24 protein-coding genes and 1 pseudogene are annotated in these 22,979 nt (G+C 64.2%); 9 read left to right on the top strand and 16 right to left on the bottom strand.

The genetic code is table 11. The annotated features are described in order from the left end of the window. Nucleotides 1–5: 5 nt before the first annotated feature. Entirely contained in the window at nucleotides 6–1,613 is a 1,608-nt protein-coding gene (locus H535_RS0104595) for an acyl-CoA synthetase (RefSeq protein ID WP_026818614.1), read from the bottom strand. Nucleotides 1,614–1,835: 222 nt separating this feature from the next. Here H535_RS0104595 and H535_RS0104590 point away from each other — a divergent pair, with 222 nt between their 5' ends. Genes H535_RS0104590 through H535_RS0104575 form a run of 4 tightly spaced genes read left to right on the top strand, consistent with a single transcriptional unit; the run spans nucleotide 1,836 to nucleotide 5,358 of the window. After that, nucleotides 1,836–2,759, top strand: coding sequence for an SDR family NAD(P)-dependent oxidoreductase (locus H535_RS0104590; protein WP_026818613.1), 924 nt, complete (start codon nucleotides 1,836–1,838; stop codon nucleotides 2,757–2,759). A 2-nt stretch (nucleotides 2,760–2,761) separates the two neighbouring features. Further along, a complete protein-coding gene (locus H535_RS0104585) occupies nucleotides 2,762–3,664 on the top strand; it encodes an amidohydrolase family protein (RefSeq protein WP_026818612.1) in 903 nt (300 codons plus the stop codon). Continuing rightward, nucleotides 3,657–4,874: an acyl-CoA dehydrogenase family protein gene (locus H535_RS0104580; RefSeq protein ID WP_026818611.1), complete on the top strand. Its 1,218-nt coding sequence runs from the start codon at nucleotides 3,657–3,659 to the stop codon at nucleotides 4,872–4,874. Before H535_RS0104585 ends, H535_RS0104580 begins: the two co-directional genes overlap by 8 nt. A 31-nt stretch (nucleotides 4,875–4,905) precedes the next feature. Continuing rightward, nucleotides 4,906–5,358 (top strand): MaoC family dehydratase, encoded by a 453-nt coding sequence (locus H535_RS0104575; RefSeq protein ID WP_026818610.1) that lies wholly within the window; start codon nucleotides 4,906–4,908, stop codon nucleotides 5,356–5,358. Between the two features lie 269 nt (nucleotides 5,359–5,627). On the opposite strand, the pseudogene H535_RS28890 reads toward H535_RS0104575, so the two are convergent. Both H535_RS28890 and H535_RS0104565 read right to left on the bottom strand, forming a co-directional pair. Further along, nucleotides 5,628–5,729: pseudogene (locus tag H535_RS28890) on the bottom strand (aldo/keto reductase); the annotation flags it as partial. A gap of 151 nt (nucleotides 5,730–5,880) precedes the next feature. Next, entirely contained in the window at nucleotides 5,881–7,104 is a 1,224-nt protein-coding gene (locus H535_RS0104565; protein WP_026818608.1) for a hypothetical protein, read from the bottom strand. A 115-nt stretch (nucleotides 7,105–7,219) separates the two neighbouring features. Here H535_RS0104565 and H535_RS30325 point away from each other — a divergent pair, with 115 nt between their 5' ends. Next, nucleotides 7,220–7,606, top strand: a complete 387-nt coding sequence (locus H535_RS30325; RefSeq protein ID WP_051298538.1) for a LysR substrate-binding domain-containing protein — start codon at nucleotides 7,220–7,222, stop codon at nucleotides 7,604–7,606. A 26-nt stretch (nucleotides 7,607–7,632) separates the two neighbouring features. Then, nucleotides 7,633–8,100: a DUF3237 domain-containing protein gene (locus tag H535_RS0104555; RefSeq protein ID WP_026818606.1), complete on the top strand. Its 468-nt coding sequence runs from the start codon at nucleotides 7,633–7,635 to the stop codon at nucleotides 8,098–8,100. 57 nt (nucleotides 8,101–8,157) lie between these two features. On the opposite strand, the gene H535_RS0104550 is transcribed toward H535_RS0104555, so the two are convergent. From H535_RS0104550 to H535_RS0104530, 5 genes are all read right to left on the bottom strand, one after another. Next, the gene (locus H535_RS0104550) at nucleotides 8,158–8,664 is read right to left on the bottom strand and encodes a ferritin (protein WP_026818605.1); all 507 of its coding nucleotides are present in this window, start codon (nucleotides 8,662–8,664) and stop codon (nucleotides 8,158–8,160) included. A gap of 113 nt (nucleotides 8,665–8,777) precedes the next feature. Beyond that, nucleotides 8,778–10,193, bottom strand: coding sequence for an NAD(P)(+) transhydrogenase (Re/Si-specific) subunit beta (locus tag H535_RS0104545; RefSeq protein ID WP_026818604.1), 1,416 nt, complete (start codon nucleotides 10,191–10,193; stop codon nucleotides 8,778–8,780). Continuing rightward, nucleotides 10,193–10,510, bottom strand: coding sequence for an NAD(P) transhydrogenase subunit alpha part 2 (locus H535_RS0104540; protein ID WP_035768391.1), 318 nt, complete (start codon nucleotides 10,508–10,510; stop codon nucleotides 10,193–10,195). Before H535_RS0104540 ends, H535_RS0104545 begins: the two co-directional genes overlap by 1 nt. A gap of 9 nt (nucleotides 10,511–10,519) precedes the next feature. Further along, a complete protein-coding gene (locus H535_RS0104535; protein ID WP_026818602.1) occupies nucleotides 10,520–11,623 on the bottom strand; it encodes a Re/Si-specific NAD(P)(+) transhydrogenase subunit alpha in 1,104 nt (367 codons plus the stop codon). Between the two features lie 492 nt (nucleotides 11,624–12,115). Further along, the gene (locus H535_RS0104530; RefSeq protein ID WP_026818601.1) at nucleotides 12,116–12,391 is read right to left on the bottom strand and encodes an acylphosphatase; all 276 of its coding nucleotides are present in this window, start codon (nucleotides 12,389–12,391) and stop codon (nucleotides 12,116–12,118) included. Nucleotides 12,392–12,583: 192 nt separating this feature from the next. Here H535_RS0104530 and H535_RS0104525 point away from each other — a divergent pair, with 192 nt between their 5' ends. Continuing rightward, the gene (locus H535_RS0104525; protein WP_026818600.1) at nucleotides 12,584–14,362 is read left to right on the top strand and encodes an ABC transporter family substrate-binding protein; all 1,779 of its coding nucleotides are present in this window, start codon (nucleotides 12,584–12,586) and stop codon (nucleotides 14,360–14,362) included. 65 nt (nucleotides 14,363–14,427) lie between these two features. Here the strand turns inward: H535_RS0104525 and H535_RS0104520 are convergent, their stop codons facing one another. The 8 genes from H535_RS0104520 to ectA all read right to left on the bottom strand — a co-directional run bounded on the left by H535_RS0104520 (nucleotide 14,428) and on the right by ectA (nucleotide 21,716). Further along, nucleotides 14,428–15,198 (bottom strand): MBL fold metallo-hydrolase, encoded by a 771-nt coding sequence (locus H535_RS0104520; protein WP_026818599.1) that lies wholly within the window; start codon nucleotides 15,196–15,198, stop codon nucleotides 14,428–14,430. A gap of 104 nt (nucleotides 15,199–15,302) precedes the next feature. Further along, nucleotides 15,303–15,947 carry a nucleoside/nucleotide kinase family protein gene (locus H535_RS0104515; protein WP_026818598.1) on the bottom strand — a complete coding sequence of 215 codons (645 nt, stop codon included), beginning with the start codon at nucleotides 15,945–15,947 and terminating at the stop codon, nucleotides 15,303–15,305. Nucleotides 15,948–16,006: 59 nt separating this feature from the next. Then, nucleotides 16,007–17,044 carry a Gfo/Idh/MocA family protein gene (locus H535_RS0104510; RefSeq protein WP_026818597.1) on the bottom strand — a complete coding sequence of 346 codons (1,038 nt, stop codon included), beginning with the start codon at nucleotides 17,042–17,044 and terminating at the stop codon, nucleotides 16,007–16,009. A 130-nt stretch (nucleotides 17,045–17,174) separates the two neighbouring features. Then, nucleotides 17,175–18,254: a Gfo/Idh/MocA family oxidoreductase gene (locus H535_RS0104505; RefSeq protein WP_026818596.1), complete on the bottom strand. Its 1,080-nt coding sequence runs from the start codon at nucleotides 18,252–18,254 to the stop codon at nucleotides 17,175–17,177. A gap of 52 nt (nucleotides 18,255–18,306) precedes the next feature. Continuing rightward, nucleotides 18,307–19,218, bottom strand: coding sequence for an ectoine hydroxylase (gene thpD, locus H535_RS0104500; protein ID WP_026818595.1), 912 nt, complete (start codon nucleotides 19,216–19,218; stop codon nucleotides 18,307–18,309). A 124-nt stretch (nucleotides 19,219–19,342) separates the two neighbouring features. After that, a complete protein-coding gene (locus H535_RS0104495; protein ID WP_026818594.1) occupies nucleotides 19,343–19,729 on the bottom strand; it encodes an ectoine synthase in 387 nt (128 codons plus the stop codon). Between the two features lie 173 nt (nucleotides 19,730–19,902). Further along, on the bottom strand, nucleotides 19,903–21,174 hold the full coding sequence (gene ectB, locus H535_RS23485; RefSeq protein ID WP_035768389.1) for a diaminobutyrate--2-oxoglutarate transaminase: 1,272 nt from the start codon (nucleotides 21,172–21,174) through the stop codon (nucleotides 19,903–19,905). Between the two features lie 29 nt (nucleotides 21,175–21,203). Next, complete coding sequence (gene ectA / locus H535_RS0104485; RefSeq protein WP_035768387.1) at nucleotides 21,204–21,716, bottom strand: diaminobutyrate acetyltransferase; 513 nt, start codon at nucleotides 21,714–21,716, stop codon at nucleotides 21,204–21,206. A 481-nt stretch (nucleotides 21,717–22,197) separates the two neighbouring features. On the opposite strand from ectA, the gene H535_RS0104480 reads away from it, so the two are divergent. Next, the gene (locus H535_RS0104480) at nucleotides 22,198–22,665 is read left to right on the top strand and encodes a hypothetical protein (protein WP_026818592.1); all 468 of its coding nucleotides are present in this window, start codon (nucleotides 22,198–22,200) and stop codon (nucleotides 22,663–22,665) included. Between the two features lie 17 nt (nucleotides 22,666–22,682). Beyond that, nucleotides 22,683–22,979 (top strand): transposase (locus H535_RS23480; RefSeq protein ID WP_211236521.1); only part of this gene is annotated, 297 nt, incomplete at its 3' end.

Below are 22,979 nucleotides of genomic sequence, written 5' to 3'. Positions count from 1 at the left end.
TTGTTCTACACGTTCCCGTACTGCTTGCGCAGATCCGCCTTGCGGATTTTTCCGCTGGCTGTGCGCGGGAGGTCGTCGGCCAACACGATCTGCCTGGGCAGTTTGTACCGGGCCAGCCGCCCGTCCAGGTGAGCCTGCACATCCTCGGCCGTCAGCGCTGCTCCCTCCACGGGCGTCACCACCGCGATCGGCACCTCGCCCCATTTCTCATCCGCGGCGCCGACGACGGCGGCACTTGCCACGTGCTCCAGCTCGAGGATGATCTGTTCGATTTCGACGGGGTAGATGTTCTCGCCGCCGGATATGATCATGTCCTTCATCCGGTCAGTGATGTAGATGAACCCCTCGTCGTCGAAATAGCCCATGTCCCCGGAACGGAACCACTGATCGTCGGCAAAGCTGTCGGCTGTCGCATCGGGCCGGTTCCAGTACTCGCGGATCACGTTGGGCCCGGAGATCTGGATCTCGCCGACGGCGTGCGGTCCGACGAGCTCGCCGGCCGGGTCCACGATCCGAATGTCGGTGAAGAACTGCGTCATGCCTGCCGATCCGGCCTTCTCCCGGGTCTTCTCCGGCGGCAGCACTGTGGCCCCCGGGGATGTCTCCGTCATGCCGTAGCACTGGGTGAACGGAAGACCCTTGCGTTCATACGCTTCCAGCGTGCGCAGCGGCACGGCCGACCCGCCACAGGTGAGTTTCTCCAACGAGCTGATATCCGTCTTGTCCCAGTCGGGGTGCTCGGCGATCATCTGGTAGGTGGTCGGAACACCGCTGATATACGTGGCGCGGTGTTTCTCGATCAGCGCCAGTGCCCGACCCGGCTTGAAGCGGGGTTCCAGCACCACGGTGGCGCCCTTGAGCAAGGTGGGCAGCACCCCCATGTTGAGGGAAGCGACGTGGAACATGGGCGAGATCATCAGCGCCACATCCGTACTGCGCAGGTCAAAGTCGACCAGGGCGTTCATGCAGTTCCAGACCAGGTTGCCGTGCGTCAGTATGGCGCCCTTGGGTTTGCCCGTGGTCCCCGAGGTGTAGAGGATCATCGCCGGGTCATCGTGGGTGACCGGCAGGTCAAGGTGCTCCGGCGATCCTTCGGTCAGCAGTGCTGCAAAATCCACGGCACCCTCGACGCCGTCACCCCCGGATGTTGCCGCCGTGGCCTCGCTGCCGGGACCGGCAGAAGTGCCGCCGTCACCGGATGTTGGTCCAGCGGCATCAGGGCGGACGACGGCGGCGTGGACCACAGCCGTACCCTTCGCGCCACTGCCTGCCAGCGGCGCCAGCTCCTGGGAGTACACCAAGGCCGATGCCCCGGAATCCTGCAGCGCAAACTGGACCTCCGGCGGAGCCAAACGGGTGTTCAGGGGAACAAATGCGGCGCCCAGCGTTCCGGCAGCAAAGAACGTCTCCAGGAACGACGGATGGTTTTCGCCGAGATAGGCCACCCGGTCCCCACGCCCGATGCCCCACTGGCGAAAGGCATCAGCCAACCGGTCGATCCGCTCTGCCAGGCGGGCATAGGTCACTTCATGATCGTCAATGATCAGTGCCGTTTTCCCGCCCGACTTGATGCGCCGGCGATGAATCCACGACCCTGATCCTTGATTCTCCACAATGCGCTCCTCCGGTTGGTCGGTTCCTGATTCCACCGTCATGTGATGACGCTCACCCGTGAATACAACGCTAAGATCAATGGTTGTAAACGTCAACGGTTGTGCCGATTAATTTCCTGAATCTCCATGATGTTCTCATCTATTGACTTTTTCAATTATTTTTACTGTGATGGAGTCAGACCGGGGCCCGCCACGGGCCGCACCCCAACGTCAGGAGCAGTAATGAGTTTGGCAGGCAAAGTCGCCATCGTGACCGGCAGCGGACAAGGCCTCGGCCTGGCCTACGCGCAGGAACTGGCGCGACAGGGCGCCGCCGTCGTGATTAACGACGTCGACGAGCAGACCGCCAAGGATGCGGTCGCCGCCATTGAGAACGACGGCGGCAAGGCAGTCGCATCAGTCGCGCCCGTTGGATCGTCCGAGACCGCCCGCCAACTGGTGGCTGCCGCCGTCGACAATTTTGGCCGGTTGGACATCCTGGTCAATAACGCCGGCGTGCTGCGCGACAAGGTGTTGTGGAAGATGACCGATGAGGACTTCGACGCCGTCGTCAATGTGCACCTGCGCGGCACCTTCACCTGCGTCCGCGAAGCCGCGATGAAGTTCCGCGAGCAGGGCGAGGGCGGCCGGATCATCTGCATCGGCTCCCCCACCGGCCAGCGCGGCAACTTCGGCCAGACCAATTACGCCGCGGCAAAGGCCGGCATCGTGGGCATGGTCCGCACCTGGGCGATGGAACTGGCCAGGGCCGAAGTGACGGTCAACGCCGTCATCCCCGTCGCTGCCACAGCCATGACCGAAACCGTTCCCTTCTTTAAGGAATTCGTGGACGCCGCAGCCCGCGGCGAAGAGATGCCGCCCTTCGCCCGCCGCGCGCTCGGCTTCGGCAACCCGTCCGACGTCGCAGGGGTGGTCGCCTTCCTGGCCTCCGACGACGCGGCCAAGGTCTCGGGACAGGCCGTCGGCGCCGGCGGCGACCGGCTGGCCCTCTGGTCACATCCCGAAGAGGTATCGACGGCCTTCCAGAACGGCGGCTGGGACTACGAGACCCTCACCGAAGACTTCGACTCCCTCTTCGGGCCCAACCTGCAGAGCGTCGGGCAGCACATGCCAGAGCCGCCGCCAGAGCAGAAAGAGAAGAAGTAGTCATGGCCAACCGCTACGAACCCAACATCGATGTCGCCTCGCTCAACGCCATCGACACCCACGTCCATATCGAGGTCGACGACACCGGGCACAACGCCCTGCCGCCGACGCTGGTGGATGCGGCAAGCAAGTACTTCAAGTCGCAAACCACCCGGCCCGGGCTGGACGAGATCGCCGACTTCTACCGGCACCAGGGCATCGCCGCCGTCGTCTTCACAGTTGATGCCTCCACCCAGATGGGCCACAGCCCGAACAGTTCGGAGGCCATCGCCGAAGGGGCGGCGCGGAACAATGACGTGCTGATCCCCTTCGGCAGCGTGGACCCGCACCGCGGCGCGGACGCCGTCACCGGGATCAAGAAGCTGGCCGAAGACCACGGCGTGCAGGGCTTCAAGTTCCACCCCAGCGTGCAGGGCTTCGACCCGTCCGACCGGCAGTTCTACCCGCTCTATGAGACGCTGCAGGAGATCGGCCGGCCGGTCATCTTCCATACCGGCCAGACCGGCATCGGCTCGGGGCTGCCGGGCGGCTTCGGAATCAAGCTGGGTCTGTCCAACCCGATGCTGCTGGACTCGGTGGCCGCCGACTTCCCTGACCTGCCCATCATCATGGCCCATCCCTCCGTGCCATGGCAGGACGAGGCGCTGGCGGTGGCGACCCACAAGGCCAACGTGTATATCGACCTCTCCGGCTGGGCGCCGAAGTACTTCCCGGAAAATCTGGTCCGGCACGCCAACAGGATGCTGCAGGACAAGGTGCTGTTCGGGTCCGACTACCCGCTGATCACCCCGGAGCGGTGGCTGCGGGACTTCGGAAACCTGGACATCAAGGACGAGGTGCGGCCGAAGATCCTCAAGGACAACGCCGTGCGGCTGCTCGGCCTGGAGCGGAGCGGCAATGAGTGACGCGGCTTTAAGTGACACGGGCATGACCAACACCGGCTCACGGCTCTACGCTGCCTCGGATCTGTACGACTACGAGTCGCTGCTGAACCAGCCGGAGCTGGACGTACTGGGCCGGCTGCGCAAGGTACTGCACGACGACGTCAAGCCCCTGCTCACTGAGGCCTGGGAAAACGCCCAGTTCCCGACGGCGATTAAGGACCGGCTGACCGAGGCAGACCTGATGGCCCCGCCGGAGCTGGACGGCACCAAACCACGCTCGCTCTTCGAGGGGTTCCGGAACTTCGAGCTGGCCCGCACCGATGCCTCAGTGGCCACGTACTACAACGGCCAATCGGGCCTGTTCCGCACTACCGTCGCCCAGGGCGGGAGTGAGGAGCAGGTGGCCAAATGGGACCCGCTGATCACGACCTGCCGGATGAACGGCGTCTTCGCGCTGACCGAACCGGAGCACGGTTCCGACATCGCCGGCGGGCTGGCCACCAGCGCCCGGCGTGACGGGGACACCTGGATCCTCAACGGCGAGAAGCGGTGGATCGGAAGTGCCGGCTTCGCCGACTACCTCGCGGTGATGGCCCGGGACGAAGCCGACGGCAAGGTCAAGGGATTCCTCGTCGCCACCGACTCCGCCGGAGTGCGGATGGACAAGATCGGCAACAAGATCTCCATGCGCATCGTGCAGAACGCCCACATCGGCCTGACCGACGTCGAAGTTGATGAATCGATGCGGCTGGCGAAGATCAACTCCTTCGCCGACGTCGCCCGTCTGCTGCGGAGCATGCGCTCCGACGTCGCATGGATCGCCACCGGGGTCGCGGCCGGCGCCTATGAAGCAGCGCTGAAGTACGTCACCGAACGACAGCAGTTCGGGCGTCCCGTGGCCAGTTTCCAGCTGGTGCAGGAGAAGCTGGTGACCATGCTGGGCAACGTCACCGCGTCGCTGGGGATGGCCGTGCGGCTGGCCCAGCAACAGGACCGCGGCGTCTACCGTGACGAGGACTCCGCGCTGGCCAAGTCCTGGTGCGCCGCCCGCGCCCGTGAAACCGCCGCCCTCGCCCGCGAAGTGGCAGGCGGCAACGGCATCACCCTGGACGCCGACGTCGGACGCTTCTTCGCCGACGCCGAAGCCATCTATTCCTACGAAGGAACCCACGAAATCAACAGCCTCGTTGTGGGCCGGGCCATCACCGGCCACAGCGCCTTCGTGCGGTAACCAGCCACATCACACAACAAGAGGAGAGCCAATGACCACCACCGTTTCATTCGAGGAACTGCCATCACTCGCAGGCAAGGACCTGGGATACACCGACTATCGCGAGATCACCCAGGAGCAGGTCGACACCTTCGCCGACGCGGCCGACGACCACCAGTGGATCCACACCGACCCTCAGAAGGCCAAGGACGGCCCCTTCGGCGCGCCGATCGCGCACGGCTACCTCACGCTGTCGATGACCATCCCCTTCTGGACGGAATTACTGGACGTCACCGGGGTGAGCACCAAGGTCAACTACGGACTGAACAAGGCCCGCTTCCCGTCCCCGGTCAAGGTCGGCTCCAAGGTGCGGATGGGCGCCACCATCGCCGACGTGGAAGAGGTCAAAGGCGGCATGCAGATCACCGTCGACTGCTCGGTGGAGATCGAAGGCGAGACCAAGCCGGCCGTGGTGTCTCAGGCGGTGCACCGCTTCTACGCGTAACGTCGACCGCCGCATGATGGCATGACAGCGGGCCCGGGACTGGCGCCTGCCATGCTGCCGACCTCGAGATCGTCGATGGGCTTCCCTTCCACCTCGTCCGGCGCCGCGGCGGCGAACCGCTCCTGGTAGCCGCGTGAGGTGTAATTGTTGGCCGGCCGTCCGGTCCGTCCCGTCGAGAACGTGGGGCAGTTCATCGCCCCAGGTCCGCCGGGTGGTCGCCGAAGCGCACAATGCCCCATCCCATAGCGGAACCGTATCGATCGCGTCGCGGCAATTCGCTCGGGCTTGGCTGTCTCCGGGATCGCCGAGCGGCCTTGCTGCAGGTGCCAGCGCAGCATGGCCTGCGCGGGGGTCTTGCCGTGTGCGGCGGCGGCGAAGTCCTTTCCGAGGCCACCGCGCTCAAATGCGAAGGGCCACCCATCCTGCATCACCGTCCGAGGCCGTCTGCACACGGCGCGATACAGGATGCTTCAGTTGAGGACGCAAATGGCCCACAGGGATGTTGTGAACGCCTGGTTTCTGTCAGCCGTTGCGCTCCAGTTCCACCCGGACCGTGTGGTCAGAGTCGAGGGACGCGCTCAGCGACTCGATGGGACCGTCGTAGGAGGAATTCTCGAGTGTGTTCTCGGTTCCGACCACGATGGCCGTGCAGAGATAATTGTCATCGACCCCGACCTCGCGACAGTCATCCACCCGGATCTTCCCGAACGGCGACCCCGAGGCCGGATCGGTCCACGCGCTCCCGCGGAGCCACGCCTCGAGGTCCTCGCGGTCGAAGGACGCAGGCACCCGGTAGGACTGGGCGAACTCCTCGCCGACGCCGCTCGTCGCCGCCCCGGAGTCGTACCGGAACCACTCGGAGGGGACGGGGATCGCGTGCGCCCGGTCGACCGTCTCCTGGGAGACTTCCCAATCGGGCGCCTCGTACTTGTGGTACTCCAGGCGCACCTCCAGTTCCGCCCCAGAGTAACTGGATACCAGCCTGTCGAGGTCGGCGGCGACGAAGTACTCGGGCTCGCCTCCCGACCTCGGGACGAACCGTGCGGTGCAGCGGGTGCTCTGGCTGTTGCACTCCTCCAGCGTGAGGTCGCCAAACGGGCCGCCCTTGTCGGGGAAGCTGTCCCAGACCGGGTCCTGCAGCCACTGCTCGAGGTCGTCGAGGGTGTACGTTCCCGGGACCTCGAACGTCTGCTCCACGAAACCCTGCGGTTCGGATCCGTCGAACTGGGTTGAGAACGCGACCTCGGGAAACCCGGTCTGCGAGGCCCTGGTCCGGTCGAGCTGCCACTCGTCAGGGACCGGGATGGCCGCGGCCTGCTCGGGCAGGGCGTCGAGCTTCTCTGTTCCGGTCAGGTGCCACCACCGGGTGTTCGTCCACGTCATTATGAGAGGGAGGATGATGAGGCCGGCAGCGATGAGCTGCATGAAGAACCGCAGCCATCCGAGCGCGAGCCCGGTTCTGGGGGAGAACGTCTCCATATACTTCTCGCCCCCGCCGATCCCCATCGACGCCGCTGCCCCCCAGAACCCGAAGCGCCAGAAGAGCCCGAAATAGATGACGGCGCAATAGATGGACACGATGGCCACCGGGATCCAGCGCATGTCATTGAAGACCGGCAACAGCCCGAGCGCCCACAGGGGCACGGCCAGCAGCGGGCCCACCACGTGGGCCACTACGAGGATGAGGGCCGCAGGCAGTCCCCTGCGACCGGTCAGATCAGCTAGGTCCGCCGTCAGCCACTTCATGGGGCAAGACGTTACCAGCCCTTCGAAGGTAACCGGGCAGTGGTATGGGCTGAGCCCAGACCACTAACGGCACCCATCGCATCGTCGTGCATCCAGTTCTGCCGGGCTTCAACTGATGTTGCCCGCCGACCATAGCCTGGCGGACCGGGATGTGGTGTTGCTGCATGAGGTCGCCGATGAACCGGCGATCCTTCTCGACGTTCCGCCGACCATTGAACGAGTGGTCGGGATGATGCGATCCGCGGTAATGGAACCCAAGTTACAGTGGCAGAGCACAAACATGGAAACAATCCGTTCGCTGGTGGCGCGCGGACTGGGCTTCTCAGTGGTGAACTCCCCGCCCGAGTCCAACACCACTTTCGATAACCGAACGGTAACGTACGTCCCGCTCTCCGATCACTTGCCCAAGAACACCATCACGTGCGCATTACCGCCAAAGGTCCGCCCACCCAGGAAAGTGACAGAGGCAATCCGATTCTGCCAAACGCAGGCGGCCCACTGATGGATCACTCTGCTAGCGTCGATTCCATGACGACCCCAGCGCCTCCGCAACTGACGTTCCTTGGAACCATTAGCGTCGACGTCGGCGCTCCGGTTGAAGTCGGCGACACTGCGGATGGATATCGACGCATCATTCCCATCGTCGGCGGCACCGTGGAAGGGCCTGGACTCCGCGGGAAGGTGCTTCCTGCCGGGGCGGACTTCCAGACTTTGCGGACGGACACCCTGACGGAATTGCAGGCGGAGTACGCCATCGAGACCGACGACGGCGAGCGCATCTACATCTCGAACTTCGGCCTGCGCTCCGGGTCACCGGAGGATATCGCGAAGCTGGTCCGCGGCGAACAGGTCCCGCCCGAGCGCATCTACTTCCGCTGCCACCCCCGCATGACTACGACCGGCGAACGGTGGGGCTGGCTCAACTCCCGGATCCTCGTCGGCACCGGCGAGCGCCACCCGGATGCGGTCCGGTTGAACCTGTTCGTCGTGCAGTAACGCGTTGAGCTCCGGCGCCGGAGCACCTCACCGTGCGGCGGCGCGCCGGCGCATCCGCTATTCGGTGAGGCCGGACTGGCGGCCACCGAGCTGCTCGTCCAGGCGCAGCAGGCCGGGTCCGTCGTCGTGGACCATCCTGACCTGGCTGATGATCTCGCTGACCGTGGCCTCCTCCTCCAGCTGCTCATTGACGAACCAGTTCAATAGCGGGATGGAATCGATGTCACCCTCGGCCTGGCCCAGGCGGTATAGTTCCCGGATCGATTCGGAGACCCGCTGCTCATGTGCCAGTGCCGCTTCGAAAGCGGGCAGCGCCGAGCCGGCTGTGATTGCCGGGTCCTGGATGCCGCCGATCTTCGGGTGCCCGTCCCGGTCGGTCACATGGGTGATGAACTTCTCCGCATGGACAATCTCCTCCTCGGCCTGGGCCCGGAACCATGCGGCAATTCCAGGCAGGTCGATCACGTCCATCTCGATCGCCAACTGCCGGTAGATGATGGAAGCCTGGAACTCGAGGGTGATTTGGTCGTCGAATGCGTCTGCAAGGTTTTCTGTCAGTGCCATGACTCCAAGGTAGGGCAGGGCCGGGCGGACCGCCACCAATGCAAGGCATGCCGATACAAGGCAAGGCCGGGCATGCACTCGACGGGACAGGAGCCGGGTGCGCCTGCCGGCACTCACAGCGCCTTGAGCTGCTCCATCACGTCGCTGACCGACTTCTTCGCATCCCCGAACAGCATCGAGGTCTGCGGCTCGTAGAACAACTGGTTCTCGATCCCGGCAAAACCCGAACTCATCGAACGTTTCAGCACGATCACCGACTTGGCCTCATCGACGTTCAGCACCGGCATCCCGTGGATCGGCGAGTTTGGATCGGTGCGGGCGGCCGGATTGGTGACATCGTTGGCGCCGATCACCATGGCGACGTCGGTGCGGGCGAACTCGCCGTTGATGTCGTCCATATCCTTCATCGCGTCATAGGAGACATCCGCCTCGGCGAGGAGCACGTTCATATGTCCGGGCATCCGTCCGGCAACGGGATGAATCGCGTATTTCACCTCGACGCCGCGCGACTCCAGCAGTTTGGCCACGTCCTTGACCGCCAGCTGTGCCTGCGCCACGGCCAGTCCGTAGCCGGGCACCACGATCACCTGGTTCGCATAGGCCAGCTGGATGGCGACGTCGGCAGCTGACGTGGACCTGACCGTGCGGTCGCCCGTCGACTCCTGGGACGCAGCCGCTCCCCCGCCGAAGCCGCCGGCCACGATCGCCGGGATCGACCGGTTCATCGCGTTGGCCATCAGCTTGGTCAGGATGGAGCCGGATGCGCCCACGATCATCCCGGCCACCATCATGGCCACGTTATTCAGCGCCAGACCGGCCGCGGCCGCCGAAAGTCCGGTCAGCGCGTTGAGCAGCGAAATGACCACGGGCATGTCGGCGCCGCCGATCGGAAGCACCACCATCAGCCCGAGCACCCCGGACACGACGAGGATCACCGGGAACCACCACGGGTTCACGCCGGTCGAAGCGGCGCCCACGCCGATGACGACGGCAACAGCAACGGCCGCCAGCAGCACCAGGATATTGACCGGCTGCTGCAGCCGTCCCAGGCTGATCGGCCGGCCCGGCAGCAGCCCCTGCAGCTTGCTGAAGGCCACCACCGAGCCCCAGAACGATATCGAGCCGATAATCGAGGCCAGCAGGGAAGCGACGACGACGGGCACCACCAGACCATGGGCCGGATCGAGTCCGGTGAAACGGTCGGTCTCCAGGAATTCCGCCCACGCGATCAACGCGACGGTTCCGCCGCCGACGCCGTTGAAGAGCGCGACGAGCTGCGGTATGGCAGTCATCTTGGTGCGCAGGGCGGGCGGAATGCCCAGCGCCACCCCGACCACCAGGCCGGCAATAATCAGGGTCCAGTTCGAAGTCGCCCGGATTTCGATCAAGGTCGCGACGACGGCGAGCGCCATGCCGGCGGCGGCGATCTTGTTGCCCCGCACCGCCGTCCTGGGCTGGGTCAGGCCCATCAGCCCATAGATGAAGAGCGCGACGGCGATAATGTACAGGCCGTAGACCAGCTCATCCATCAACGGTCCTCCGCATCGCTCGAGCGGGCCGGCGTCTTCCGCTTGAACATCGACAGCATCCGGTCAGTGACGACGAATCCGCCAACCACGTTCACGGTCCCGAAGACGATGGCGACAAAACAGATAACCTGCATCAACAGGCCGGGATCGTCAACCGTTCCGAGCACAATCAGCGCACCGAGGAGCACAATGCCGTGGATGGCGTTGGTCCCCGACATCAGCGGCGTATGCAGCGTGTTGGGCACTTTGGAGATGACGGCGAAGCCGACGAATCCCGCCAACACCAGGATGGCAATGTTTGCGAGGAAGGACTCCATAAGAAACAGTCAGCTTTCGATCGGGGTTACTCGGGTGACGCAGGCTTGGGCGACGACCTCGTCGTCGTAGTCCGGCTCCAACCGGCCGTCGGCCACCAGCAGCTCGAGCAGCGAGGTGAGGTTTTTCGAATACAGCTCGCTGGCGTGCTCAGGCATCTCCGCGGGCAGATTGAGCGGCGATGCGATTGTCACATCGTGCTTGACCACCACCTGCCCCGGCTCCGTCAATTCGCAATTGCCGCCGGTCTCTCCCGCCAGGTCGACGACGACACTGCCCGGTTTCATCCCCTGCACGGCCGCTGCCGTGACCAGCCGCGGAGCCGGCCGACCGGGGACCAGCGCCGTGGTGATGACGACGTCGGAGGCTGCGATGGCGTCCTGCAGCGCCTGCTGTTGCTGAGCGCGTTCTTCGTCGGTCAGCTCGCGGGCGTATCCGCCCTCGCCCGCCGCGTCGATACCGAGGTCCAGCCAGTGCGCCCCGACCGAACGCACCTGGTCGGCCACTTCGGGGCGGACATCGTACCCAGTCGCCCGGCCGCCGAGCCGCTTGGCCGTGGCCAGCGCCTGCAATCCGGCGACGCCGACGCCGAGGACCAGCACACCCGCGGGTCGGACGGTACCCGCCGCCGTCGTCAGCATCGGGAAGAAACGCGTGGACAGCGACGCCGCCAGCAGCGCCGCCTTGTACCCGGACACATTGGCCTGCGACGAGAGCGCATCCATCACCTGCGCCCGCGAAATGCGGGGGATCGCCTCCACGGCATAGCCGGTGACGCCCGCTTCCCGCAGCGCCTCGATAGGGTTGTCCGCGTCCCGCGGTGCCAAAAAACCGATCAAGGTGGATCCGGGCGCCAGCGCCGCGACCTCGTCCTCAGTGGGTGGAGCCACCTTCAGCACCACATCCGCCGACCATGCGGCGCCGAGTTCCGCCCCGGCCTCGGAGTACAGTTCGTCGGGCATCAGCGCGCCGATCCCAGCTCCCGGTTCCACCACCACGCGCAGCCCCTGTGAGACAAGGGAAGCCACTGCCTTGGGAACCAGCGCCACCCGTCGCTCACCGGACCGGGACTCCTTGACGACCCCGATGGTCAGTGACGCTTCATCGCTGTGCATGCTTCGTCCTTCTTACGATGTGGAAAACCAGCCCGCCAATCCCGGCCGTCCCCCACGGTTCCAACACCGACACGTGTCCAACGTAGCTGCACGGTCGATCCACGGTCAGCATACAACGGCCCTGCCGGTGCCGGGCATCAACATCCCGGCAGCCTCGACGTCCAATCTCCTGCCAGTGTCAGTTCAATGACGGCGCCTCTCCCTCCGCATCGGACGTTCTCCGGAAGGAACAGCGCCGATGCCAGCGCTCCGATCGAGGCCGGCCCCACTCCGGACAGGCACCGACGCATCTTGACGCGGATCTCCATCGATTGGCCAGTTCGTGTCAGCATGGCAACACTTGGTCGGTTTGTACCGTATTCCCGCGCCTGAAGTGGCACTTAGTGACTTCCCAGCACGTGCTTCTTACGCAGAATGGCACATGGTGGCCACTCCGACACCTGTGAGCGAAACTTGGGCCGAACTTGGCACAGCGGACTCAGTCATCCGCCCTCAGCCTTCCCGGAAGCGGGAATAGTCACCCCTGGCCTGGGAGTATTCGGCGTCGACGTGGCTCACGTGCCCCGGTGTCCTGCCGGAGCGGAGGGCTTCGAGGAGCCGGGCAGTAGCATCCGGGTCGCCTTCGGCAATGACCGTGACGCTGCCGTCGGGCTCGTTGACCGCCGTGCCGGTCACGCCCAGCCGCTCGGCCTGCCGCCGCACCCAATACCGGAATCCCACTGCCTGCACCTGGCCGGTCACTGTCGCAGTCAGCCGTGTTTCGCTCATCGGTTCGAACATTCCAATCAGTTTGCGCGGTGGCCTATCAGCATACTGTGCACACTCGCCGACAGCCAGATCCGGCCGACTGCCCGGGCCTTACTCTAGACTCTGTCACGTGAGACACATCACTCACACCAGATGGTGGCGACCTGGCCACACAATAGCCGAGCGGCCGCCATTCGAGAATAGGAGGCACCGATGCGTTTCAACCGCATCCCCCAGGCAGTATCAACGGCGGCGATAGCCGCCCTCGCACTGACCGCATGTGCCAGCACCGAAGGTGGCGGCGGATCCACCGGAGGGAGTTCACCGGATCAGCAGAGCAGCTCCGTCAGCGTGGCCGAAGTCGGGTCGTTCACCTCGTTCAACGCAAACAGCGCCACGGGTAACGCGTCCATTAACGGCAAGATCAGTTACCTGACTCATTGGGGCTTCAACTACATCGACAACGAGCTCAATATCGTCAGGAACGAAGAGTTCGGCACCTACAAGGTGCTGTCGAAGGATCCGTTAAAGGTCAAGTACACCATCAACGAGGGCGTCACCTGGTCTGACGGAACACCGATCGACGCCGGCGACCTGATGCTGGCCTGGGCGGTCGAGTCCGGGTACTTCAACGACGCCACCACCAATAAGAAGGACAAGGTTGTCTCCGGAACGAAGTACTTTGCCTACGCCGGCAGCACGACGGGGCTGGGGCTGACCGATGTGCCCAGGATCGGCGACGATGGGCGTTCGATTACGATGACGTACTCGAAGCCGTATGCCGACTGGGAAATCGCCTTCAGCATGGACCAGCCGGCCCACGTGGTGGCCAAGGGTGGCGGCCTGGACAGTGAAGAGGCCCTGGTCGATCTGATCACCTCCGCCCCGGAGGGCGACCCGGACAATCCGAGGAAGCGCCCCAAGTTGAAGGCAGTTGCCGACTTCTGGAACACCGCCTTCGACACCACCTCGCTGCCGAAGGACCCCTCGATGTACCTGTCCAGCGGTCCCTACGTCGTCGAGAGCATGGTGGCGGACCGGTCGATGACGCTGGTGAAGAACGAGAAGTTCGATTTCGGTCCGGAGCCGAAAATTGATGAAATCACCATCCGATACATCACCAACGCCAATGCCCAGGTGCAGGCGCTGAAGAACGGCGAGGTCGACGTCGTCGCTCCCCAGGCCACCGCAGATACCGTGAGCTCGCTGCAGAAGATCAATGGCATCAACATCCGGCAGGGACAGGAACTGACTTTCAAGCATGTCGACCTGAATTATTCCGGGGTGTTTGCGGACGAGGACGTGCGCAAGGCCTTCATGCACACGGTTCCCCGGGAGCAGATCCTCAAGGCCACGGTGAAGCGCATCAACCCGGATTCCGAGCCACGCGACTCGCAGCTGTTCGTCCCGGGCACCGAAGGGTACAAGGCCGCCGTGAAGGTCAATGGGTCGGCGAAGTACCAGGACGTCGATATCGCCAAGGCCAAGGAACTGCTCGACGGCAGGACACCCAAGGTGAAGATCCACTACAGCAACGAGAGCCCCAATACCGTCGACACCTATACCCTGATCGCCGAAAGCGCGGAGAAGGCAGGTTTCCGGATCGTCGATGGCGGGCTGCCCAGCAACAAGTGGTCCGCGGCGTTGGGCAACGGCACCTATGACGCAACCATCTTCGCCTGGGTCAGCCCCGGCGTCGGCGTCACCGGCGTCCCGCAGCTCTACGGCTGCAACTCCTCCTCCAACTTCAGCGGATTCTGCAACAAGAAAGCCGAAAAGCTGATGGACCAGCTGATCCTCACCACGGATCCGCAGCGCCAGCAGGAGCTGATGGTCAAAATCGACACCATCCTGTTCGAAACCGGATACGGTCTGCCGCTGTTCCAGTCGGCAGGAGTCACCGCCGCCAGCGAGCGGGTCAAGGGAATGGAATACAACCCGGGCCTGTACGGGGTGTGGTGGAACGTCTGGGAGTGGTCGCTGGCGAAGTGACCGGCAGCGAATGACGGCGGCGTTCAAGCCCATCGGACCGGACGCCGCCGGCCCGTCAACTTGGTTCAGCTGCGCAGGTAGTCCAGCTGCGCTTCGACCGACTTGAGCGCCGCACCGCGGACGGATGCGTCGACGTCGTGATACACCACGTCGACGACGTCGCCGGCGGGCGCCTCTGCCCCGAGGGTCTGCAGCGCCTGCCGGATCTGGTCCAGCCGCTGCTGCCGGTGGTCGATGTACTCGGTGCACACCGCGGCCAGGTCGGGCAGCACCGGACCGTGCGCGGGCAGCACTGTCGCCTGCCCCAGCGCCTGGAGGCGGCGCAGGGAGTCCAGGTACGGGCCGAGCCGGCCGTCGGGATAGTCGAGGATGGTGGTGCCGCGGCCCAGAATGGTGTCGCCGGTGAGCACCGAGCCGGCCGCGCCGTCGTCGGGCAGCTGAAAGCACACCGAGTCGGAGGTGTGCCCGGGGGTGGCCAGCACCGTGATGTCGACGCCGCCGGCGTGGATCCGCTCGCCGTCGGCCAGCGGAGCCCCGCCATGGCAATGGGCCGGGTCGAGCGCGCGGACGGGCGCACCGGTGATCCGGTGGAATTCGGCGGCTGCCTCCGTGTGGTCGGCGTGCCGGTGGGTGATCAGCACCAGCTCCACCTGGCGGGCGGCCAGATGCTCCAGATGCTCCTGGTCCAGTGGCCCCGGATCGACGACGACGGCGGCAGCCGTCGTGCGTGCGGCCAGCACGTAGGAGTTGGTGCCGTCCAGGCTCATCGGTCCGGGGTTGGGGGCCAACCGGAACTCGGTCAGCGGGCTGCTTCGCGTCAATGCCGGATTCGTCATGATTCCACAGTATCGGTGCCGGCGGCGCCGGTATTGCCGCGCCGGTATGATCGGGGTGGTTCGTTGTCGGCCGGGCGGCCGAATCAGGCACAGGTGCTGCCGGCTCAGGCCACACGGAATCGGCGGTCAGCCCGGAAGGCCGACGCCGCGATCAGCCGGGCATTCTCCTGATCGCTGCCGTTGGTCCAGGCATGCGCTTCCTGCCTGGTCTTCCCATAGGCCACATGACGGTCGAGCAACCGCTCACGCCGCAGTTCGTCGTCGGTGTCGAGGTACCACGTCACGTCCATCGCACGGCGTGCTTCCGGCCAGGCGCCGCCGTCCTGCAGCAGGTAGTTGCCCTCGGTGATGACCAGTGGAGTATCGGCTTCCACCGGCAACGCCGAAGCGATGGACTCCTCCATGTCGCGACGGAAGAGCGGTGCGTAGATCGCCGCATCGCCCGCTTGCTGCCGGCGCACCCGGTGCAGCAACGCCGCGTAGCCGCCGTCGTCGAACGTTTCGATGGCGCCCTTCCGATGGCGGAGGCCGCGTACGGTAAGGATCTCATTGGAGAGGTGGAAACCATCCATGGCCACGCAGGTGGCTTCGCCCGGCGGGAGTGAGGATACCAAGAGACCGGCAAGCTGCGATTTACCGGCGCCCGGTGCACCCGTGATCCCCAGGATCCGCCGCTGTCCGGGGACGACCAGGGCTGCGGCCAGCTCCAGCAACTGCTCAAACGTCACGGCTTCGGCTGTCTCAGGCATCTGCGGCGGCTCTGCTGCACGCCTGGGAAGAGGCTCTGAAAGAGACCCCGGAAGAGAGCCTAGTAGAGGCCATGGATCTTCTCGATAATGCGCAGCACTTCCAGCGGGCCCTCCGGATCCACCGGGACGCTGCCGCCGTCGAGGATGGCCCGTCCCAATTGGGAATAGAACGCGGGGTAATCGCCTCGTTCGGCCTCGTACGGACGGGTGTCGCCGTCGCGGCCGAGCATGCCCCAAATGTTGTCCTTGCCGTAGTCCCCGTCGGTGGGAAGCGTCCCCGCCGCAAGCGCGGCTTCCTGGCCGTCGAGCCCCCATTTGGTGTAAGCCGCTTCCGACCCCAGCACCCTGAAGCGTGAGCCGACCTGTCCGGCGAACCGGTTCATCCACAGCCGCGACCGCACCCCGTTGCTGTGCAGCAGTGACACGAAAGTATCGTCGTCGGCGTCCGACGCGCTGGTGCTGCTGTGCCGGGACGTCTCGGCATGGATATCCTCGACCGGGCCGAAAAGCTGCAGCGCCTGGTCGATCACGTGGGTGCCCAGGTCAAAGAGGATTCCGCCGCCGCCTGCAGCACCGGTTTGTTCTTTCCACGGCGTGCGGCTGACCGGGCTCCACCGTTCAAAACGGGATTCGAACGTGTGGACCTCGCCCAACTCGCCGTCGTCGACGATCTTGCTCAGGGTGATGAAATCGCCGTCCCACCGCCGGTTCTGGAAGACCGTCAGTACGACGCCGGCGGCCGCGGCCCGGTCGATCAGCGCACCGGCCTCAGGGGAGCTGACGGCGAACGGTTTGTCCACCACCCCGTGCAATCCACACGTGATGGCTTCACCCGCCAGCTCCACATGAGTGTCCGGTGGGGTGGCGATGACCACCAGATCGAGGTTCTCCGCCTGCCGGAAGGCTTCCGCCGGGGTGGAGACGATCTGCGCGTCCGGGTGGCGGCGTGCGGCTTCGGCGGCGCGTTCGGTATCGCTGGTGACGATGACGTCGAGGGAGAACTGGTCATCGGCGGCGAGCAACGGGCTGTGGAAGACCCGTCCGGACAGTCCAAAGCCAATCAGCGCGGTGCGGATCGGAGCGTGGGTTTCGGTCACTTCGGGCCTTTCGACACGTAATTGCTGAGCTGCGACTTCCCCACGCTATACCGTATTCACGGTACGCCAGGGAGACGGATACAAGCGTATCGCGGGCCGCAAAGCCCGGCAGCGACCCCGGCCGCAATGGTCAGTCCGCGGCCCGGATGTCCTCCATGATGCGCAGCACTTCCAGCGGTCCGGCCGGATCCACCGGAACCGGGCCGTCGTCGAGCAGGCAATTGGAGAGCATGGAGTAGAAGTCCGGGTTCGAGTCCCGGGTGTCCACGACCGGTTCGACCAGACCATCCCGGCCGAGCCGGCCCCATGTGCCCTCGTCATACGGCGAGGTCCCTGGCTCCTCGGGCAACACGCCGGCTGCGAGTGCCCAGGACTGTCCGTCCCATCCCCACTTGGTGTAGGTGGATTCCGAGCCGAGCACGCGGAAGCGCGGGCCGGAACGGTTCATCCACAGCCGCGAACGGACGCCGCTGTCGTGCTCGAGGGAGACGTAGGTGTCCGGTTCCGCATCTGACGGTGCCGCCACGGTGGCCATGCTGTGCCGTTCCTTGTCGGCAGTCACATTCCGGACCGGGCCGAAGAGCTCTTTGGCCTGCTCCACCACGCGGGTGCCGAGATCGAAGAACAACCCTGATGCTTCGGCCGAGTCGCCGTCCTTGCCCGCCGATGCCGCGTTCTTGGATGCTCCGGCGGTCGCTTCTTCGGCCTGCCGGCAGGTTTCGCTCCATTCATCGACGCGCGACTCGAAGGTGTGCACCTTCCCGAAGTGGCCGTCGTCGATCATGCTGCGCAGTTCGAGGAAGTCCTCGTCCCAGCGGCGGTTCTGGAAGACGGTCAGCACCACGCCGGCCTGTTTGGCCTGTTCGATGAGTTCGGTGCCTTCGTCCGAATTCACCACGAACGGCTTGTCCACAGAGACGTGCAGTCCGTGGGAAATGCCATCAGCTGCCAGCCCGACGTGGGCAAACGGCGGGGTGGCAATGACCATTAAATCCAGATCATCGGCACTGGCGAATAATTCCTCCCGGCCCGGCACGATCGCCGCGTCAGGGTAGCGGTCCGCAGCGTCGGCGGCACGCTCCTCATTCGAGGTGACGATGAAGTCAAGGGAATACCGGGGGTCGGATGCAATGGCAGGGGCGTGGAACACGCGTCCGGACACGCCGAAACCGACCAGGGCGGTGCGAATTGGTGTCGATGTACTGTTCATGTATTTTCCTCCGGTGGGGCCAGCGCCGTTGCGGCGCCGGCCCGAGGGTTGCTTAGGCGTTCGAAGAAGCGCCAGCGGGAGTGAAGTCCGTCGAACCGGCAAACTCCGGCCGCGGCTTCCGGGCCGCGTACGGCTCTCCGATGGTGTTCTCCACCGAGTTGTAGACGATGAAGATATTGGATCGCGAGAACGGCGTGACATTGCCGTTCGAGGCGTGCATGCAGTTCGAGTCGAACATGATCGCACCGCCGGCCGGCCCTTCAAGCACGTCGATGCCGTACTTGTCGGCGAACTCGGTCAGGGTGGTCTTGTCCGGCGTGCCGGCCCCCTGCATCACCAGCGACTTTTTATAGTTGTCGTCAGGAGTCGCGGCGTCGCAGGAAACATATTCCTGGTGCGAACCCGGCATGATCATCAGCGGGCCGTTGAAGGAATAGTTGTCCGTCAGCGAGATGGAGATGGACACCGCACGCGTACCCGGCATTCCATCCTCGGCATGCCAGGTCTCGAAATCGGAATGCCACATGAAGTCCTTGCCCTCAAAACCGGGCTTGAAGTTCACGCGGGACTGGTGGATGTAAACGTCTGAACCGAGCAGCTGCTTGGCCCTGCCCACGACGCGCGGATCGTGCGCGATCTTCTTGAAGACCTCAGAGACCTTGTGCACATCGAAAACCGAGCGGACTTCCTGGCTCGTTGACTCAACGATGCAACGCTCGTCGGCGCGCACCGTCGGATCCTCGGACAGGCGCTTGAGTTCGGCACGGAATTCCTCAAGCTCCTCGCCGGTGACCAGCTGGTCGATCGCCAGGTAGCCCTTGGCATCGTAGTGGTCCAGGGTCGCCTGGTCCATGGGGCCGTCGGCCGCCGATCCGTAGACAACCTTGTCCTGGCGCGGCATTACCTGAACCTGCCCGGCACGGGTGGGGTATGCATCAACGCGACTTTCAACTGTCTCAGTCATGAGTTTCCTCCTCAGTTTCTGTCGGTGGTATGCGGCCGTGATGGCTCACGTCCGCACGGAACAAACAAGGCCCGGCGGAAGTGAGCTCCGGCTGGCTGCCCCATTCCGCCAGGCCCTGGCGTGATTATTCAGTTATAAGTGGATAAACACCGTTCTCGTCGTGCACCTCACGGCCGGTCACCGGCGGATTGAATGTGCACGCCATCCTCAGGTCGGTCTTGGCCCGCACGGTGTGTTTCTCATGCTTGTCCAGCAGGTAGAGGGTGCCGTCGGTGATCGGGAACGTCTCACCGGTTTCGTCATTGGTGAGTTCGCCCTCGCCACCGACGCAGTAGACAGCCTCGATGTGGTTGGCGTACCAGAAGGTGGACGTCGTTCCTGCGTAGATCACGGTGTCGTGGAAGGAGAATCCCACTCCCTCGCGGCCGAGCACGATGCGGCGGCTGCGCCAGGTCTCCGACTTAATGTCGCGCTCGGTGTCGTCCAGATCGTTCAGGTGTGTAACTCTCACTTCGTTCTTCCTATCAGGTCTCTATGTCAAAAGGTAGGGGCGGACCCATTCGCCGGGTCGACTCGCATAGTCCATCCGCCGTCGGTATCCCCCGTCCGGGCCGGCCGGAAGGCCTGACCCGGACAGCACGCTGGCCGGCACGGCGTGCGTGCCGGCCAGTGCACGGCAGTATGCTAGACGGCGGCCAGTTCCCGCTCGCCGACGACGGTCTTCGCAGCGTCGAGGAGGATGTCCAGGCCGCGAGCCAGGTCCTCGGGGCTGATGGTCAGGGCCGGCATCAGCTTCAGGACTTCGCTCTCGGGGCCGGAGGTCTCGACCAGCAGTCCGCGGTCGAATGCCTCGGAGGCGATCTTCTCGGCAGCCTCCAGGTCCTGGAAGACGACGCCGGCCAGCAGGCCGCGGCCGCGGACAGACGCGCCCTCAGCAAGGGCAGCAACCTTCTCCAGCCCGTCGTGCAGCTCCGCGGCACGGGCCGCAATCTGCTGCTCAAACTTTTCCCGGTCGGCCCAGAAGTTCTCCAAGGCAGCCGTGGCGGTGACGAACGCGGGGTTGGAACCACGGAACGTGCCGTTATGCTCGCCCGGCGTCCAGATATCCAGATCCCGGCGGAAGAGGGTCAGTGCCATCGGCAGCCCGTAGCCGGAAATGGACTTGGACAGGCACACGATGTCCGGCACGATACCGGCATCTTCGAAACTGAAGAACTTGCCCGTGCGTCCGCAACCGGCCTGGACGTCGTCGACAATCAGCAGAATGTCGTGACGCTTGCACACCTCGGAGAGCGACTTCAGCCAGGAGGCACGGGCGGAATTGAGGCCGCCCTCGCCCTGGACGGTTTCGACGATCACGGCGGCCGGCTTATCGACACCGGAACCGCTGTCTTCGAGCACCCGCTCCAACCAGCTGAGGTTGCTCGGCTCCCCGTCGAGGTAATCATCGTACGGAATCTTCGAACTGTTGGTCAGCGGCACGCCAGCGCCTTGACGCTTCATGGAGTTGCCGGTGACGGTGAGAGCACCCAGCGTCATGCCATGGAATGCATTGGTGAAGCTGAGCACGTGCTGGCGGCCAGTCACCTTGCGCGCCAGTTTCAGGGCCGCTTCAACGGTGTTCGTCCCGGTGGGGCCCGGGAACATGATCTTATAGTCCAGGTCGCGCGGCTTGAGGATCACGTCCTGGAAGGTCTCCAGGAACTTCCGCTTGGCCGGAGAATGCATGTCCATCGAATGAGTGATGGATCCGCTGCGCAGGTAGTCCAGCAGCGGCTCCAGCAGCTGCTGCGGGTTGTGCCCGTAGTTCAGCGCGCCGGCACCGGAGAAGAAATCCAGGTATTGCTGTCCGTCTTCAGTGAAGAGGGCGCTTCCGTCGGCACGGTCGAACGTGGCCGGCCATCCGCGGCAGTAGCTGCGCACCTGGGATTCAAGAGTTTCAAAAATGTCAGTCATAAAGTCCTTAGTCTCCTTAGTGCGGAAATTCAGCTGAGCGGGCCGATGCGGAAGAGGTACTCCGTATCGTGATCGTCGGGGAAGTGTTCACCTTCGAAGAGCGGATCCCGTTCGAGGGTGGCATCCCGACGCTCCGCGAAGCTCTGGAAGAGCCGCATGGAGGCTTCGTTATCTGCGGTAATTGTGGTTTCGAGCCACTTGGCGCCCTCGACCCGGTTGGCCAGAGCGTCGAGCATGGATGCGGCCAGCCGGCGGCCCCGGTATTCGGCGTCGACCGCTACCTGCCACACCAGCAAGGTCTCAGGGTCGTCGGGGCGGAAGTAGGCTGAGATAAAGCCCACCGGGTGGTCGTCGATGGTTGCCATGATGGTCGTTTCTGCGAAGTCCCGGCACCACAGCAAGTACGTGTACGAGGCGTTGAGATCCAGAGTCTTGGAGTCCCTGGCAATCCGCCACAAGTGCTGGCCATCGTCCACGGCCGGGCGGTGGAATTGCGTGTCGGAACTTATACGTAATTGCGGTTCTGCTTGTTGAACAACCATTTGTCCAAAGCTAGCGAACTGATGGCTAATATCAACCCCGGGAGAGCTCCACCGGCTCCAAAACGGGTCGATTTGACAAGATATCGGACAATCGCCGATTTCGATCTATCCACAAGCTGACAGGGATGCAGCCGATTTCCCCGAACGAAATGTCACGATTCGGTAACATTGCGTTATATGGCGTCCTTAACGGAGGCTTTGGATCGCGCTCCCCGGGCGGAAGAGGGACACAATTCATCCGCCCGGGGGTTCGAAAAACCGGCCTGCTGAACCACCCCTCGCCGGAGACTTTGAGGGGTGGGCGGGACCTCCAGACGCCCCCTTCAAGCATCGACGATCGTCCAACCTTGCCACCAGTTCCTTCGAATCTTTTTTCCCTCGTTTGACGGGCTTGATCCTATTTTGTCGGTGGGGCGTTCTAGTGTGTCAGTAGATGGATTCGACCGGCTGCGAAGGCCCTGGATTGAAGGAAGGGAAGGTGATGAGGATGCAAATCGACCGCGACAATCTACCCGGTGTGCTGGCTGCCTTGCCCGCATCCGACACCGCCGCCGGCGCCCCTTCCGCGGAACCGGGCCCGGCGTCCGCCTCACCTCGGCAGCCCGCATCATCATCAGCGTTGGACGATTTGGACCGGACCGTCACTGCCGTACTGGCATTGGATCCGGGCACGGTCACCGACACCGGGGCGCTGGAGACCATTGAACAGCTGGCGCGGCAGCGGCGGCGCCTGGAGGCCGCGTGGCTGCAAGCCATCGCCGTCGCCGACCAGATCGATGCCACCTCCGCTGCCGGGATCCCCGCCACCTTGCAGCAACACCTCAGTGCAGGCACCGGCTCGTCCCCCGGTCGGGCCAAGGCCGATCTCGAAGCCGCCCGCGCAGTCCACTGGTCGGTTTCCAATTTTCGGGACGGGTGGTTTAGCTGCTTTCTGCGGAGAGTTGGTTAGTTATGGGTTCAGCTCGGGTGAAGTTTACTGATGAGTATAAGAAGCACGCGGTAGAATTGGTGAACAATGATGGAGCAACGATTGCCGGTGTTGCTGAGGATCTCGGTATAGGGTCGACGACTCTTGGTAACTGGGTGAAGAAATGGAGGCAGAGTTTGCCTGAACCGGATGAAGACGAGCCGTTGAACGAAAGTGAGCGGCGGGAATTGATTCGTTTACGCGCAGAGGCTAAGGATAAAGACAAGCGGCTTTCCCATCAGGAGATGGAATTGCGGTTCGCAAAAAAAGTCGCAGCCTGGCTGGCGAAGGACGAA

Origin of the sequence: Arthrobacter castelli DSM 16402 (assembly GCF_000430705.1) — a bacterium.
GTDB lineage: Bacteria > Actinomycetota > Actinomycetes > Actinomycetales > Micrococcaceae > Arthrobacter_C > Arthrobacter_C castelli.
The sequence above is the reverse complement of the archived record's forward strand: the minus strand, read 5'-3'. Positions and strand labels throughout refer to the sequence as shown.

Excerpts from the sequence above, each read along its gene's own strand:
- H535_RS0104590 (WP_026818613.1), top strand. The coding sequence starts at position 1,836 with ATGAGTTTGGCAGGCAAAGTCGCCATCGTGACCGGCAGCGGACAAGGC.
- H535_RS0104585 (WP_026818612.1), top strand. The coding sequence starts at position 2,762 with ATGGCCAACCGCTACGAACCCAACATCGATGTCGCCTCGCTCAACGCC.
- H535_RS0104580 (WP_026818611.1), top strand. The coding sequence starts at position 3,657 with ATGAGTGACGCGGCTTTAAGTGACACGGGCATGACCAACACCGGCTCA.
- H535_RS0104575 (WP_026818610.1), top strand. The coding sequence starts at position 4,906 with ATGACCACCACCGTTTCATTCGAGGAACTGCCATCACTCGCAGGCAAG.
- H535_RS0104565 (WP_026818608.1), bottom strand. The coding sequence starts at position 7,104 with ATGAAGTGGCTGACGGCGGACCTAGCTGATCTGACCGGTCGCAGGGGA.
- H535_RS30325 (WP_051298538.1), top strand. The coding sequence starts at position 7,220 with ATGTTGCCCGCCGACCATAGCCTGGCGGACCGGGATGTGGTGTTGCTG.
- H535_RS0104555 (WP_026818606.1), top strand. The coding sequence starts at position 7,633 with ATGACGACCCCAGCGCCTCCGCAACTGACGTTCCTTGGAACCATTAGC.
- H535_RS0104550 (WP_026818605.1), bottom strand. The coding sequence starts at position 8,664 with ATGGCACTGACAGAAAACCTTGCAGACGCATTCGACGACCAAATCACC.
- H535_RS0104545 (WP_026818604.1), bottom strand. The coding sequence starts at position 10,193 with ATGGATGAGCTGGTCTACGGCCTGTACATTATCGCCGTCGCGCTCTTC.
- H535_RS0104540 (WP_035768391.1), bottom strand. The coding sequence starts at position 10,510 with ATGGAGTCCTTCCTCGCAAACATTGCCATCCTGGTGTTGGCGGGATTC.
- H535_RS0104535 (WP_026818602.1), bottom strand. The coding sequence starts at position 11,623 with ATGCACAGCGATGAAGCGTCACTGACCATCGGGGTCGTCAAGGAGTCC.
- H535_RS0104530 (WP_026818601.1), bottom strand. The coding sequence starts at position 12,391 with ATGAGCGAAACACGGCTGACTGCGACAGTGACCGGCCAGGTGCAGGCA.
- H535_RS0104525 (WP_026818600.1), top strand. The coding sequence starts at position 12,584 with ATGCGTTTCAACCGCATCCCCCAGGCAGTATCAACGGCGGCGATAGCC.
- H535_RS0104520 (WP_026818599.1), bottom strand. The coding sequence starts at position 15,198 with ATGACGAATCCGGCATTGACGCGAAGCAGCCCGCTGACCGAGTTCCGG.
- H535_RS0104515 (WP_026818598.1), bottom strand. The coding sequence starts at position 15,947 with ATGCCTGAGACAGCCGAAGCCGTGACGTTTGAGCAGTTGCTGGAGCTG.
- H535_RS0104505 (WP_026818596.1), bottom strand. The coding sequence starts at position 18,254 with ATGAACAGTACATCGACACCAATTCGCACCGCCCTGGTCGGTTTCGGC.
- thpD (WP_026818595.1), bottom strand. The coding sequence starts at position 19,218 with ATGACTGAGACAGTTGAAAGTCGCGTTGATGCATACCCCACCCGTGCC.
- ectB (WP_035768389.1), bottom strand. The coding sequence starts at position 21,174 with ATGACTGACATTTTTGAAACTCTTGAATCCCAGGTGCGCAGCTACTGC.
- ectA (WP_035768387.1), bottom strand. The coding sequence starts at position 21,716 with ATGGTTGTTCAACAAGCAGAACCGCAATTACGTATAAGTTCCGACACG.
- H535_RS0104480 (WP_026818592.1), top strand. The coding sequence starts at position 22,198 with ATGAGGATGCAAATCGACCGCGACAATCTACCCGGTGTGCTGGCTGCC.